Raw genomic sequence first — 14,615 nt, forward strand, 5'->3', positions numbered from 1 at the left:
GCACCACAGTGACGACGATCACCCAGGACCCCGGGAACCGGCACGGCCCGGGCCCCTCGATTCCCGGCGGGCCCGGTGCGCCCGGTACGCTCACCGCCGTGCCCCACGCTGATCAGCCCAGAACCGCCCAGAACGACGCCCCGGCAGCGCCGCCGGGAGCACCGAGGCCCGCGACGCCGCGCCCGACCCCGCTGGGGGAACTGGCCGCGCGCGCGGGAGCGGAGCTCCGCGCCCCGGCGGGGGCCTCGGGCCCGGAAGGCGCCGCGGACCCCGCCGCCGCCCCGGTCACCGGCATCACCCACGACTCCCGCGCGGTCCGCCCCGGGGACCTGTACGTGGCCCTCGCCGGAGCCCGGATGCACGGCGCGGACTTCGCCGCGCAGGCCGCCGGGCTCGGCGCCGCCGCCGTCCTGACGGACCCCGCGGGCGCCGACCGGGCCGCCGCCACCGGACTGCCGGTCCTCGTCGCCGCGGACCCCCGCGGCCGCATGGGCGAACTCGCCGCCCAGGTCTACGGGGACCCGGGCACCGGACTCCTCCAGATCGGCATCACCGGCACCTCCGGCAAGACCACCACGGCCTACCTGGTCGAGGGCGGGCTCCGCGCGGCCGGGCACACCACCGGACTCGTCGGCACCGTCGAGATGCGCATCGGCGACGAGCGCATCAAGTCCGAGCGCACCACCCCCGAGGCCACCGACCTCCAGGCCCTCTTCGCCGTCATGGCCGAGCGCGGCGTGGACGCGGTCGCCATGGAGGTCTCCAGCCACGCCCTGGTCCTCGGCCGGGTCGACGGCTGCGTCTTCGACGTGGCCGTCTTCAACAACCTCAGCCCGGAGCACATGGAGTTCCACTCGGGCATGGAGGACTACTTCCAGGCCAAGGCGCAGCTGTTCACCCCGCGCCGCAGCCGGGTCGGCGTCGTGAACATCGACGACGAGTACGGCCGCCGCCTCGCCAAGGAGGCCGGCGTCCCCGTCGTGACCTTCTCCGCCGACGGCGACCCCGCCGCCGACTGGCGGGCCGAGGACGTGGCCAGCGGACCCGTCGACTCCACCTTCACCCTCCTCGGCCCGGCGGGCGAGCGGATCAGCGCGACCGCCCCGCTGCCCGGCCCGTTCAACGTGGCCAACACCGTGGCCGCCGTGGTCACCCTCGCCACCGCCGGGATCGACCCGCAGACCGCCGCCGACGGCGTCGCCGCCGTCCCCGGCGTGCCCGGCCGGCTGGAGAAGGTGGACGCGGGCCAGCCGTACCTGGCCGTCGTGGACTACGCCCACAAGACCGACGCCGTCGACTCGGTGCTGCGCGCCCTGCGCACCGTCACCGGGGGCAGCCTCCACATCGTGATCGGCTGCGGCGGCGACCGCGACACCACCAAGCGCGCCCCGATGGGCGCCGCCGCGGCCCGGCTCGCCGACACGGCCGTCCTGACCTCCGACAACCCCCGCTCCGAGGACCCCCTCGCGATCCTCGCGGCGATGCTCGACGGGGCGGTCTCCGTGCCCGCCGCCGAGCGCGGGCACGTCCTCGTGGAGCCCGACCGGGCCGCCGCCATCGCCGCGGCGGTGGCCCGCGCCCGCCCCGGGGACACCGTCCTCGTGGCCGGAAAGGGCCACGAGCAGGGCCAGGAGACCGCCGGAACGGTCCGCCCCTTCGACGACCGCCTGGTCCTGCGCGCCGCCATCGAGCAGCAGCAGGAGCAGGTCCGACAGGCCGAGGTGACCCAGTGATCGCCCTCTCCCTCGCCGAGATCGCCGACATCACCGGCGGGCTGGCGCACGACATACCGGATCCGTCCGTACGGATCACCGGCCCCGTCGTCATCGACTCCCGCAAGGTCGGGGCCGGAAGCCTGTTCGCCGCGTTCGACGGCGAGCACGTGGACGGCCACGACTACGCGGAGCGGGCCGTGGCCGCCGGCGCCGCCGCCGTCCTGGCCGCCCGGCCGGTCGGCGTGCCCGCCGTGGTCGTCCCGGACGTCGAGGCCGCCCTCGGCGCCCTCGCCCGCGCCGTCGTCGCCCGGCTGGGCACCGACGTCGTGGCCCTGACCGGATCCGCCGGGAAGACCTCCACCAAGGACCTGATCGCCCAGGTGCTCCAGCACCACGCGCCCACGGTCTACACCCCCGGCTCCCTCAACAACGAGATCGGCCTGCCCCTCACCGCCCTCCAGGCGACGGCGGAAACCCGCCACCTCGTCCTGGAGATGGGCGCCCGCGGCATCGGCCACATCCGCTACCTCACCGGGCTGACCCCGCCCCGCATCGGCGTGGTCCTCAACGTCGGCACCGCCCACATCGGCGAGTTCGGCGGCCGCGAGGCCATCGCGCAGGCCAAGGGCGAGCTGGTCGAGGCCCTGCCCGCCGAGGCGGAGGGCGGGGTGGCCGTGCTCAACGCCGACGACCCGCTCGTCCGCGCCATGAGCTCCCGTACGAAGGCCCGCACGGTGCTCTTCGGAGAGGCCCCGGACGCCGAAGTGCGCGCCGAGGACGTGCGCCTGACGGCAGCGGGACAGCCTTCCTTCACGCTTCACACACCCACCGGGTGCAGCGCGGTGACCTTGCGGCTGTACGGTGAGCACCACGTGTCGAACGCGCTCGCCGCGGCCGCCGTCGCCCATGTGCTGGGCATGTCCGTCCAGGAGACCGCCCGTGCGCTCTCCGAAGCGGGCACGCTCTCCCGCTGGCGCATGGAGGTCACCGAGCGCGCGGACGGCGTGACGGTCGTCAACGACGCCTATAACGCGAACCCCGAGTCCATGCGGGCAGCGCTGCGTGCGCTGGTCGCCATGGGCGGCGCCTCCCGGGCGCAGGGGGGGCGCACATGGGCGGTGCTCGGTCCCATGGCCGAGCTCGGGGACGATTCGCTCGCCGAACACGACGCGGTCGGACGGCTTGTCGTCCGGCTCAACGTGAGCAAGCTCGTCGCGGTCGGGGGCAGGGAAGCCTCCTGGCTGCAACTGGGCGCATATAACGAGGGTTCGTGGGGTGAGGAGTCCGTGCTCGTGTCCGACGCGCAGGCGGCGGTCGACCTGTTGCGCAGTGAACTGCGCCCGGGTGACGTCGTGCTGGTGAAGGCTTCCAGGTCCATCGGTCTGGAGCGGGTCGCGCAGGCGCTGCTCGAGGGCGAGGTCGCCGGGCGATGAGGCAGATCCTGTTCGCCGGTGTCATCGGCATGTTCCTGACCATCGTCGGCACGCCGCTGCTCATCAAGCTGCTGGCCCGCAAGGGCTACGGCCAGTTCATCCGCGACGACGGCCCCCGCGGCCACGCGGGGAAGAAGGGCACGCCCACCATGGGCGGCATCTCCTTCATCCTGGCCACGCTCGCCGCGTACGGCCTGACGAAGCTGATCACGGGCAGCGAGCCGACGTACTCCGGCCTGCTCGTGCTCTTCCTGATGGCCGGCATGGGCCTGGTGGGCTTCCTCGACGACTACATCAAGATCGTCAAGCAGCGCTCGCTGGGCCTGCGGGCCAAGGCCAAGATGGCCGGCCAGCTGATCGTCGGCGTGGCCTTCGCCGTACTCGCCCTCCAGTTCAAGGACTCCCGCGGACTGGCCCCGGCCTCCACCAAGCTGTCCTGGGTCTCCGACTTCGGCTGGCAGATCGGCCCGGTGCTGTTCGTCGTCTGGGCGCTGTTCATGATCCTCGCGATGTCGAACGGCGTGAACCTGACCGACGGCCTCGACGGCCTCGCCACCGGCGCCTCCGTGATGGTCTTCGGCGCGTACACCTTCATCGGCGTCTGGCAGTACCAGGAGTCCTGCGTCAACGCGGAGACCCTCACCAACCCGGCCGCCTGCTTCGAGGTCCGCGACCCGCTCGACCTCGCAGTCGTCGCCTCCGCCCTGATGGGAGCCTGCTTCGGCTTCCTGTGGTGGAACACCTCGCCCGCGAAGATCTTCATGGGCGACACCGGTTCGCTCGCGCTCGGCGGCGCCCTCGCGGGCCTCGCCATCTGCTCGCGCACCGAACTGCTCCTCGCGCTCCTCGGCGGCCTGTTCGTCCTCATCACCATGTCCGTGGTGATCCAGGTCGGCTCCTTCCGCCTCACCGGCAAGCGCGTCTTCCGGATGGCCCCGCTCCAGCACCACTTCGAACTCAAGGGGTGGTCCGAGGTCCTTGTCGTGGTCCGCTTCTGGATCATCCAGGGCATGTGCGTGATCGTGGGCCTCGGCCTCTTCTACGCAGGATGGGCAGCCGACAAGTGACCTCCCCCGCCCCCGGCCGCACCTGGCAGGGCATGAACATCACCGTCGCCGGCCTCGGCGTGAGCGGCGTCAGCGCCGCCCGCGCCCTGGCCGGCCTCGGCGCCCGCGTGACCGTGGTCGACGGCGGCGACAGCGAGGCGCTGCGCGCCCGCGCCGCCGAACTCGCCGGGCACGGGGTCTCCGTACGCCTCGGCGACGCCGAGACCCTGCCCGGGGGCACGGACCTGGTCGTCACCTCGCCCGGATGGAAGCCCGACAGCCCGCTGTTCGAGGCCGCCGCGGCCGCGGGCACGGACGTGGTCGGGGACGTGGAGGTCGCCTGGCTGCTGCGCGGGCCGGACAGCCCGCCGTGGCTCGCGGTCACCGGTACGAACGGCAAGACCACCACCACGCAGATGCTGGCCTCGATCCTGCGGGCCGCCGGCCTGCGGACCGCCGCCGTCGGCAACATCGGCACCCCGATCGTGGACGTGGTCCTCGCCGCCGACCCCGAGTACCAGGACCTCGACGTCCTGGCCGTGGAGCTCTCCAGCTACCAGCTGCACTGGGCCCCCAGCCTGCGCGCCCACTCGGCGGCCGTGCTCAACCTGGCCCCCGACCACCTCGACTGGCACGGCTCCATGGAGGCGTACGCCGCCGACAAGGGCCGCATCTACGAGGGCAACACGGTCGCCTGCGTCTACAACGCCGCCGACAAGGCCACCGAGCACCTCGTCGAGGAGGCCGACGTCGAGGAGGGCTGCCGCGCCATCGGCTTCACCCTCGGCGCCCCCGGCCCCTCCATGCTCGGCGTGGTCGACGGCATCCTCGTGGACCGGGCCTTCGTGCAGAACCGGCAGAAGAACGCGCAGGAGCTCGCCGAGGTCGCGGACGTCAACCCGCCCGCCCCGCACAACATCGCCAACGCCCTCGCCGCCGCGGCCCTCGCCCGCGCCTTCGGGGTCCCGCCGCGCGCCGTCCGCGACGGACTGCGCAGCTTCCGGCCGGACGCGCACCGCATCGCGCACGTCGCGGACGTGTCCGGGGTCGCGTACGTGGACGACTCCAAGGCCACCAACACCCATGCCGCGGAAGCCTCCCTGGCCGCCTACGAGCCGGTGGTGTGGATCGCCGGCGGGCTCGCCAAGGGCGCGGAGTTCGACGAGCTCGTCAGCCGGTCCGCGAAGCAGCTGCGGGCGGCCGTCCTCATCGGCGCCGACCGGGCGCTGATCCGCGACGCGCTGGCGCGACACGCCCCCCAGGTCCCGGTGGTCGAGCTCGACCGGACCGACACTGGGGCGATGCGTGCGGCGGTCCGGGAAGCGGCCCGGCTCGCGGAGCCCGGCGACACGGTCCTGCTGGCCCCGGCCTGTGCCTCGATGGACATGTTCGCGAACTACAACAAGCGGGGCGAGGCGTTCGCCGAGGCCGTACGCGAACTGGCCGCCGAGAGCAGCACCTAGGCGCGGACGGGGTCTGTCCGGCCGGCTGCTCGTCCGAGTGGAGGGGAACAGACATGCAGCGCCTGGCGGTGGGCTCAGGGCGGCGGCCGTCCGTACCGAAGGCACCGGTGCGCCGGCGTCTGCCGGGATCCCCGGGGTCCCGGCGGCCCCGGCCGCCGCGCTCCGGCGGACGCGGTCCCCTGGAGCGGATCCGGCGTACGCACGGGCAGTTGAAGCGGACCTGGGACCGGCCGCTCACGGCGTATTACCTGATCTTCGGCAGCGGGCTGCTGATCACGGTGCTCGGCCTGATCATGGTGTACTCCGCATCGATGATCAAGGCGTTGCAACTGGGACTGTCCGCCTCGTTCTTCTTCCAGAAGCAGTTCCTCGCCGCCCTCCTGGGCACCGGGCTGCTGCTGCTCGCCTCCCGGATGCCGGTCAAGCTCCACCGGGCGCTGGCCTATCCGGCCCTCGCCGGAACCGTGTTCCTCATGGCGCTGGTCCAGGTCCCCGGGATAGGGGTCTCGATCAACGGCAACCAGAACTGGATCTCGCTCGGCGGCCCCTTCATGCTCCAGCCCAGCGAGTTCGGCAAGCTCGCCCTGATCCTGTGGGGCGCCGACCTGCTGGCCCGCAAGGGCGACCGGCAGCTGCTCGGCCAGTGGAAGCACCTGCTGGTGCCCCTGGTCCCGGTGGCCTTCCTGCTGCTCGGACTGATCATGCTCGGCGGGGACATGGGCACCGCCATCGTCCTGACGGCCATCCTCTTCGGGCTGCTGTGGGTCGCGGGCGCGCCCACCCGGCTGTTCGTCGGGGTCCTCGCCCTGGCCGCCGTACTCGTCGCCGTCCTCATCAAGACCAGTCCGCACCGCATGGAGCGGCTCGCCTGCATCGGCGCCACCAACCTCGGCCCCGAGGGGGACTGCTACCAGGCGGTCCACGGGATCTTCGCCCTCGCCTCCGGCGGATGGTTCGGTTCCGGCCTCGGCGCCAGTGTGGAAAAATGGGGCCAACTGCCCGAAGCCCACACGGATTTCATCTTCGCCATCACCGGTGAGGAACTGGGGCTCGCGGGGACGCTGTCGGTCCTCGCCCTGTTCGCGGCCCTAGGCTATGCGGGTATCCGCGTGGCGGGACGCACGGAGGACGCCTTCGTCAGGTACGCCGCGGGAGGAGTGACCACCTGGATCATGGCCCAGGCCGTGATCAACATCGGTGCGGTCCTCGGTCTGCTGCCGATCGCAGGGGTCCCGCTCCCGCTGTTCTCCTACGGGGGCTCCGCCCTGCTGCCGACGATGTTCGCGGTCGGACTGCTCATCGCGTTCGCGCGCGACGAGCCGACCGCCCGCGCCGCCCTCGCGATGCGGCAGCCGCGCAACGGCCGTAAGCGGACCGGGCCGGGATGGAAGTCGATGAGACGGCGCGTCAAGAAGCGTCCGTCCGGAGAGCGGTGAATTTCGGTGCATGTCGTACTCGCCGGTGGGGGGACCGCCGGCCACATCGAGCCGGCGCTCGCCCTTGCGGACGCCCTGCGCAGGCAGGACCCGGCCGTGGGCATCACGGCCCTCGGCACGGAGCGCGGACTCGAGACCCGCCTCGTCCCCGAACGCGGCTACGACCTGGGGCTGATCCCCGCCGTACCGCTGCCGCGCAAGCCCACCCCCGAGCTGATCACCGTCCCCGGACGGCTGCGCGGCACCATCAAGGCCGCCGAGGAGATCCTCACCCGCACCAAGGCCGACTGCGTGGTCGGCTTCGGCGGGTACGTGGCCCTGCCCGGCTACCTCGCGGCCAAGCGGCTCGGCGTGCCGATCATCGTCCACGAGGCCAACGCCCGCCCCGGACTGGCCAACAAGATCGGCTCCCGCTACGCCGCCGCCGTGGCCGTGTCCACCCCGGACAGCAAGCTCCGCGGCGCCCGCTACGTCGGCATCCCGCTGCGCCGCAGCATCGCCACCCTCGACCGGGCCGCGGTCCGCGCCGAGGCCCGCGCCGCCTTCGGCCTCGACCCCAACCTGCCGACCCTGCTGGTCTCCGGCGGCTCCCAGGGCGCCCGCCGCCTCAACGAGACCGTCCAGCAGATCGCCCCGGCCCTCCAGCGCTCCGGGATCCAGATCCTGCACGCCGTCGGCCCGAAGAACGAACTGCCGCGTGTCGACCACATGCCCGGGATGCCGCCCTACGTCCCGGTACCGTACGTGGACCGGATGGATCTCGCGTACGCCGCGGCCGACATGATGCTCTGCCGCGCGGGCGCCATGACCGTCGCCGAACTCTCCGCCGTCGGGCTCCCCGCCGCCTACGTACCGCTGCCGGTCGGCAACGGCGAACAGCGGCTCAACGCCCAGCCGGTGGTCAAGGCCGGCGGCGGGATGCTCGTCGACGACGCGGAGCTCACGCCGGAGTGGGTCCAGAGCCGGATCGTCCCCGTGCTCGCCGATCCGCACCGGCTGTACGAGATGTCCCGCGCCGCCGCCGAGTTCGGCCGCCGGGATGCCGACGAGCTCCTCGTCGGCATGGTGTACGAGGCGATCGCCGCACACGCAGGCCGCTGACGCCTGGTTCGCGGCAAGCACGGACGCAGGAGGCGACAGCAGTGGCCGGACCGACGACCGCACGGCGCGGCGGAACCAAGCCGGGGGCCGAGCCCCCCAGGCCGCCCGGGGCACCGGGACCGGCCGGCTCCGGGCGCGGTCCGGGAGGGCCGGGCGGACCCGGGGCGCAGGGCCGCCGGCCGCTCGGGCGCAAGGCCGTCCTGCTGGCGGGACTCGCCGCCGCGGCCGTCCTCGCGGGCGGCGGTGCCTGGGCCCTGTACGGCTCCTCCTGGCTGCGCGTCGAGAAGGTCGGGGTCTCGGGCACGGCCGTGCTGACGGAGGCGCAGGTCCGCTCGGCCGCCGCCGTGCCGCTCGGCGCCCCCATGGCGGGCGTGGACACCGACGAGATCGAGCGGCGGCTGCGCGGCGCGCTCCCGCGGATCGAGACCGTGGACGTCGTCCGCGCCTGGCCGCACGGCATCGGACTGAAGGTCACGGAGCGCAAACCCGTCCTTCTGCTGCGCAAGGGGGCGCAGTACGTGGAAGTGGACGCGAAGGGTGTGCGATTCGCCACGGTGGACCGCGCCCCCGCCGGCGTGCCCGAACTCCGCCTGGAGGCGCGGAACTCGCCCAGCCTGCGCCGCTTCGACGAACAGCGGCTGCTGCACGAGGCGGTGACCGTGGCGGACCGGCTCCCCGCGGCGGTGGCCGCGGACACCCGGGTGGTGCGGGTGCGCTCGTACGACAGCGTGGTACTGGAGTTGACCAAGGGTCGTACGGTCGTCTGGGGAAGCCCCGATGACGGTGAGGCGAAGGGCCGGGCGCTGAGGTCTCTGATGAAGGCCGCACCGACCGCTTCGCGCTTCGATGTGAGCGCCCCCAGCGCCCCTGCGGCGAGCGGGAGTTGACGCGGGATCCAACAGGAACGCACCCTGGTTGGCCAGCGATACGGGTGATCACATAGGGTGAAAAGAAAAACGGGAGGTTCGGCGTGTTCGTTGAACGCGCGCGGCTTGTCGACTTAGTGTCCTGTTCGGAAGAGTCCAAGGAACAGACACCCAGTTAACCCTAAACTTCAGGGTTAGGGTTCGGGTCGGCGGCAACCGGACGTGGTCGAGCCGCCCCCCAATTCGGCATCAGTCGTCGCCCCGCAGGCCCGCGGAGCGGCGACACGTAACTCGAGGCGAGAGGCCTTCGACGTGGCAGCACCGCAGAACTACCTCGCAGTCATCAAGGTCATCGGTGTCGGCGGCGGTGGTGTCAATGCCATCAACCGAATGATCGAGGTCGGTCTCAAGGGCGTCGAGTTCATCGCCATCAACACGGACGCACAGGCGCTGTTGATGAGCGACGCCGACGTCAAGCTCGACGTCGGCCGCGAACTCACCCGCGGCCTCGGCGCCGGCGCCAACCCGGATGTGGGGCGCAAGGCGGCAGAGGACCACCGCGAGGAGATCGAGGAGGTCCTCAAGGGGGCCGACATGGTCTTCGTCACCGCCGGCGAGGGCGGCGGCACCGGCACCGGCGGCGCCCCCGTCGTCGCCAACATCGCCCGCTCGCTGGGAGCCCTGACGATCGGCGTGGTCACCCGCCCCTTCACCTTCGAGGGCCGCCGCCGGGCGAACCAGGCGGAGGACGGCATCGCCGCCCTGCGCGAAGAGGTCGACACCCTCATCGTCATCCCCAACGACCGGCTGCTGTCGATCTCGGACCGCCAGGTCTCCGTGCTCGACGCCTTCAAGTCGGCCGACCAGGTCCTGCTCTCCGGCGTCCAGGGCATCACCGACCTCATCACCACCCCCGGTCTGATCAACCTCGACTTCGCCGACGTCAAGTCCGTGATGTCCGAGGCCGGCTCGGCCCTCATGGGCATCGGCTCCGCCCGCGGCGACGACCGCGCGGTGGCCGCCGCCGAGATGGCGATCTCCTCGCCGCTCCTCGAGGCGTCCATCGACGGTGCCCGCGGCGTGCTCCTCTCCATCTCCGGCGGCTCCGACCTCGGCCTGTTCGAGATCAACGAGGCCGCCCAGCTGGTCAGCGAGGCCGCCCACCCGGAGGCGAACATCATCTTCGGCGCCGTCATCGACGACGCCCTCGGCGACGAGGTCCGGGTGACGGTCATCGCCGCCGGCTTCGACGGCGGACAGCCCCCGGCCCGCCGGGACAACGTCATCGGCGCCGCGTCCACCAAGCGCGAGGAGCCCCCGGCCCCCGCCCGGACCCCCGAGCCCCCGCGCCCGGCCTTCGGCGGGCTCGGCTCGGTCACCCCGCGCGAGGAGGCCCCGGCCCCGGCCGAGGCCGCCCCGGTGGCGGAGGCCCCGGCTCCGGCCCCGGCCGTCTCGACCCCCCAGGTCCCGACGGCCCGTCCCTACCAGGACAGCCCCGCCGAAGAGCTGGATGTCCCGGACTTCTTGAAGTGATAGACGAGCAGCACACCGCGAGCGGCGCGCACTTCGCCTTCACCGACAGGTGGGGCGGGGTGAGCGCCGTTCCGTACGAGGAGCTCAACCTCGGCGGCGCCGTGGGCGACGACCCCGCCGCCGTGACCGCCAACCGCGGGCGCGCCGCCCGGCAGCTGGGCATCGACCCCGACCGGGTCGTGTGGATGAACCAGGTGCACGGCCGGGACGTGGCCGTGGTCGAAGGCCCCTGGGGGGACCGGCCGGCCGCCGCCGTCGACGCCGTGGCCACCGCCCGCCGCGGACTTCCGCTCGCCGTCCTCACCGCGGACTGCACCCCGGTCCTGCTGGCCGACCCCGTCGCCGGAGTGGCCGCCGCCGCCCACGCCGGGCGCCCCGGACTCCTCGCCGGAGTGGTCCCGGCCGCCGTCGGGGCGATGGTCGCGCTCGGCGCGGACCCCGCGCGGATCATCGCCCGTACCGGCCCCGCCGTCTGCGGGCGCTGCTACGAGGTCCCCGCCGGGATGCGGGACGAGGTCGCCGCGTCCGTACCCGCCGCCTACGCCGAGACCAGCTGGGGAACCCCCGCGGTCGACGTGGTCGCCGGAGTGCACGCCCAGCTCGCCGACCTCGGGGTGACCGACCTCGGCCGCTCCCCGGTCTGCACCCTGGAGTCCCGGGACCACTTCTCGTACCGCCGCGACCGGGTGACCGGACGGCTCGCCGGATATGTCTGGTTGGACGCAAAGAGATGACGACGGACCGCAAGGCACAGCTCGCCGCCAACCTGGCACGGGTGGAGGAGCGCATCTCCGCCGCCTGCGCCGCGGCAGGCCGGGACCGCGGGGAGGTGACGCTCATCGTCGTCACCAAGACCTACCCCGCGAGCGACGTACGGATCCTGGCGGACCTGGGGGTCCGCCATGTGGCGGAGAACAGGGACCAGGACGCCGCCCCCAAGGCCGCGGCCTGCGAGGATCTGCCGCTGACCTGGCACTTCGTCGGCCAGTTGCAGACCAACAAGGTCCGCTCCGTGGCCGGATATGCGCATCTCGTGCAGTCCGTCGACCGCCCGAGGCTCGTCACCGCCCTCTCGGCGGCGGCGGAGAAGGCCGGCCGGGAGCTCGGCTGCCTCCTGCAGGTGGCGCTCGACGCCGGGTCGGGCACCCGCGGCGAGCGCGGCGGCGCTGCCCCCGACCAGATCGGGGAGCTGGCGCAGCTCGTGGCGGAGGCCCCGGGGCTGCGGCTCGGCGGGCTCATGACGGTGGCCCCGCTCTCGGGCCCGTACGCGGGACGCGAACAGGCGGCGTTCGAGCGGTTGGTGGAATTGTCATCCCGCCTGCGCACTGCTCATCCGACTGCCACGATGGTCTCGGCGGGGATGAGCGGTGATCTGGAACAGGCCGTTGCGGCCGGGGCGACACACGTACGCGTCGGTACTGCGGTACTCGGAGACCGACCCCGGCTCGGGTAACGTCGCCAAACAAGTCGGACCACAGCAGAAAATATGGTCAATCCCACTGATATGCGGGCGGACCACGTGGATCGCGGACACTTGGCACCCTTGGTGACACGGTGGCCTGGGCGCCAGACGATCCACCACAGAGCGGAGGACTCAGAGCATGGCCGGCGCGATGCGCAAGATGGCGGTCTACCTCGGCCTCGTGGAGGACGATGGGTACGACGGCCCGGGGTTCGACCCCGACGACGAGTTCGAGCCCGAGCCCGAACCGGAGCGGGACCGCAGGCGGCACCAGCCCCCGCATCAGCCCGTACAACAGGACGAACCGGTACGAGCCGTACAGCCGCCGGCCCCCCGCGAACCCGTGTCGCTGCCGGTAGAAAACGGGCGTCCGGCGCGAATCGCCCCCGTGGCATCCATCACACCTGAACGACCGAGCCTGGAGAAGAACGCCCCCGTGATCATGCCCAAGGTCGTCTCCGAGCGGGAGCCGTACCGCATCACGACTCTGCACCCCCGGACCTACAACGAGGCCCGTACCATCGGGGAACACTTCCGTGAGGGCACCCCGGTGATCATGAATCTCACGGAGATGGACGACATCGACGCGAAGCGACTTGTCGACTTTGCGGCCGGTCTCGTCTTCGGCCTGCACGGCAGCATTGAACGCGTGACCCAGAAGGTGTTCCTGCTGTCTCCTGCTAACGTCGATGTCACGGCGGAGGACAAGGCCCGTATTGCAGAGGGCGGGTTCTTCAACCAGAGCTAGACCCGGAACGAGAAAGAACGGCCCGGCCGGACCCGGCCGGGCAGCATGAGCAAGGGGAGAGGGAAGCACGGGGATGGGCGTTGCACTGCAGGTGGTCTACATCGCTCTGATGTGCTTCCTCATCGTGCTGATCTTCCGACTGGTGATGGACTACGTCTTCCAGTTCGCACGTTCATGGGAACCCGGCAAGGCGATGGTGGTCGTTCTGGAGGCCACTTACACTGTCACCGATCCACCGCTCAAGCTCCTCCGGCGGTTCATCCCGCCGTTGCGTCTCGGGGGCGTGGCACTCGACCTGTCCTTCTTCGTTCTGATGATCATCGTCTACATCCTGATCTCCGTCGTGAGCGGCTTCGCCAGATGACCGAGATCGAGATGACCGCGGACGATACGGTCTTGCCGACTGCCGACGACTACGTAGAGGTGAAGAAGACATGCCGCTGACCCCCGAGGACGTGCGGAACAAGCAGTTCACGACCGTCCGCCTCCGAGAAGGCTATGACGAGGACGAGGTCGATGCCTTCCTCGACGAGGTCGAGTCCGAACTGACGCGCCTGCTCCGCGAGAACGAGGACCTGCGCGCCAAGCTGGCCGCGGCCACGCGTGCCGCCGCGCAGAACCAGCAGCAGGCCGCCATGCGCAAGCCGGAGCCCCAGGACCAGCGCGGTCCCGGCGCCCCCGTGCCCGCCGCCATATCCGGCCCGCCGGTCCAGCAGCAGCCCCCGCAGATGGGCCCGCCGCAGCTGCAGGGCGGTCCCCCCCAGCTTCCGGGCGGAGCCCCGCAGCTCCCGCCCGGCCCCGGCGGACACGGCCCGCAGGGCCCCGGTCCGATGGGCCCCGGCCCCATGGGCGGCCCCATGCAGCACAGCATGGGCGGCCAGAACCCCATGGGCGGTCCGAACCCGATGGGCGGCCCCATGGGCCAGCCGATGCAGCAGCAGATGCAGCAGCAGATGCAGCAGCCCCCGATGCAGCAGCAGATGCAGCACCAGCCGCCGCAGCTGCCGCAGGCCGGCCAGGGCCCCGGCGGCGACAGCGCCGCCCGCGTCCTGTCGCTCGCGCAGCAGACCGCCGACCAGGCGATCGCGGAGGCCCGCTCCGAGGCCAACAAGATCGTCGGCGAGGCCCGGTCGCGCGCCGAGGGCCTGGAGCGGGACGCCCGCGCCAAGGCCGACGCGCTGGAGCGGGACGCGCAGGAGAAGCACCGCGTCGCGATGGGCTCCCTGGAGTCCGCCCGCGCCACGCTGGAGCGCAAGGTCGAGGACCTGCGGGGCTTCGAGCGCGAGTACCGCACGCGTCTGAAGTCGTACCTGGAGAGCCAGCTGCGCCAGCTGGAGACCCAGGCCGACGACTCGCTCGCGCCGCCGCGGACCCCGGCGACGGCCTCGCTGCCGCCCGCCTCGGCCCCGTCGATGGCCCCCGCCGGATCCATGGGGCACTCCATGGGCGCGCCCGCGCCGATGAGCCCGCCGGCTCCCATGCCGGCCGGACCGTCGTACGGCGGTCAGCAGCAGATGTCTCCGGCGATGACGCAGCCGATGGCTCCGGTGCGGCCGGCTGCGCCGCAGCCGATGCAGCAGGCGCCGTCGCCGATGCGGGGCTTCCTCATCGACGAGGACGACAACTAGGGCCGCCGCCGTCCTCGCGTCGGCAGTCGCACCGTTACGGGCCGGGCCCGGGTTCCCTCTGGAACCCGGGCCCGGCCCGTTCCCGTCCCCGGGTGCCGGCAGCCGCTGCGCGGGGCCGCCTGTTCCCCACCCCGCCCCTTCCCGAAACCGGGGCTCCGCCCCGGACCCCGGTTCCGTGCGCTGC

13 protein-coding genes are annotated in these 14,615 nt (G+C 72.5%); all 13 read left to right on the top strand.

The window, feature by feature from the left end; genetic code table 11:
- Positions 1-8 precede the first annotated feature (8 nt).
- Positions 9-1,733, top strand: coding sequence for a UDP-N-acetylmuramoyl-L-alanyl-D-glutamate--2,6-diaminopimelate ligase (locus tag ACZ7JZ_RS04915; RefSeq protein WP_470933216.1), 1,725 nt, complete (start codon positions 9-11; stop codon positions 1,731-1,733).
- Positions 1,730-3,148 carry a UDP-N-acetylmuramoyl-tripeptide--D-alanyl-D-alanine ligase gene (locus tag ACZ7JZ_RS04920; protein WP_470933218.1) on the top strand — a complete coding sequence of 473 codons (1,419 nt, stop codon included), beginning with the start codon at positions 1,730-1,732 and terminating at the stop codon, positions 3,146-3,148. Before ACZ7JZ_RS04915 ends, ACZ7JZ_RS04920 begins: the two co-directional genes overlap by 4 nt.
- On the top strand, positions 3,145-4,215 hold the full coding sequence (mraY, locus tag ACZ7JZ_RS04925; protein ID WP_470933220.1) for a phospho-N-acetylmuramoyl-pentapeptide-transferase: 1,071 nt from the start codon (positions 3,145-3,147) through the stop codon (positions 4,213-4,215). Before ACZ7JZ_RS04920 ends, mraY begins: the two co-directional genes overlap by 4 nt.
- The gene (gene murD / locus ACZ7JZ_RS04930) at positions 4,197-5,657 is read left to right on the top strand and encodes a UDP-N-acetylmuramoyl-L-alanine--D-glutamate ligase (protein WP_470933222.1); all 1,461 of its coding nucleotides are present in this window, start codon (positions 4,197-4,199) and stop codon (positions 5,655-5,657) included. Before mraY ends, murD begins: the two co-directional genes overlap by 19 nt.
- A gap of 53 nt (positions 5,658-5,710) precedes the next feature.
- Positions 5,711-7,093 (top strand): putative lipid II flippase FtsW, encoded by a 1,383-nt coding sequence (gene ftsW, locus ACZ7JZ_RS04935; protein ID WP_470933224.1) that lies wholly within the window; start codon positions 5,711-5,713, stop codon positions 7,091-7,093.
- Positions 7,094-7,099: 6 nt separating this feature from the next.
- Positions 7,100-8,194 (top strand): undecaprenyldiphospho-muramoylpentapeptide beta-N-acetylglucosaminyltransferase, encoded by a 1,095-nt coding sequence (gene murG / locus ACZ7JZ_RS04940; RefSeq protein ID WP_470933226.1) that lies wholly within the window; start codon positions 7,100-7,102, stop codon positions 8,192-8,194.
- A 41-nt stretch (positions 8,195-8,235) separates the two neighbouring features.
- The gene (locus tag ACZ7JZ_RS04945; RefSeq protein ID WP_470933228.1) at positions 8,236-9,081 is read left to right on the top strand and encodes a cell division protein FtsQ/DivIB; all 846 of its coding nucleotides are present in this window, start codon (positions 8,236-8,238) and stop codon (positions 9,079-9,081) included.
- A gap of 291 nt (positions 9,082-9,372) precedes the next feature.
- Complete coding sequence (ftsZ, locus tag ACZ7JZ_RS04950; RefSeq protein ID WP_470933230.1) at positions 9,373-10,593, top strand: cell division protein FtsZ; 1,221 nt, start codon at positions 9,373-9,375, stop codon at positions 10,591-10,593.
- Positions 10,590-11,327, top strand: coding sequence for a peptidoglycan editing factor PgeF (pgeF, locus tag ACZ7JZ_RS04955; protein WP_470933232.1), 738 nt, complete (start codon positions 10,590-10,592; stop codon positions 11,325-11,327). The genes ftsZ and pgeF overlap by 4 nt, the downstream gene beginning before the upstream one ends.
- Complete coding sequence (locus ACZ7JZ_RS04960; RefSeq protein ID WP_470933234.1) at positions 11,324-12,046, top strand: YggS family pyridoxal phosphate-dependent enzyme; 723 nt, start codon at positions 11,324-11,326, stop codon at positions 12,044-12,046. Before pgeF ends, ACZ7JZ_RS04960 begins: the two co-directional genes overlap by 4 nt.
- A 148-nt stretch (positions 12,047-12,194) precedes the next feature.
- A complete protein-coding gene (locus tag ACZ7JZ_RS04965; RefSeq protein WP_470933236.1) occupies positions 12,195-12,803 on the top strand; it encodes a cell division protein SepF in 609 nt (202 codons plus the stop codon).
- 73 nt (positions 12,804-12,876) lie between these two features.
- The gene (locus tag ACZ7JZ_RS04970) at positions 12,877-13,167 is read left to right on the top strand and encodes a YggT family protein (RefSeq protein ID WP_366478412.1); all 291 of its coding nucleotides are present in this window, start codon (positions 12,877-12,879) and stop codon (positions 13,165-13,167) included.
- Positions 13,168-13,237: 70 nt separating this feature from the next.
- Positions 13,238-14,431, top strand: a complete 1,194-nt coding sequence (locus ACZ7JZ_RS04975; RefSeq protein WP_470933238.1) for a DivIVA domain-containing protein — start codon at positions 13,238-13,240, stop codon at positions 14,429-14,431.
- Positions 14,432-14,615: the final 184 nt, after the last annotated feature.

The organism is Streptomyces sp. NPDC038213 (assembly GCF_055600495.1).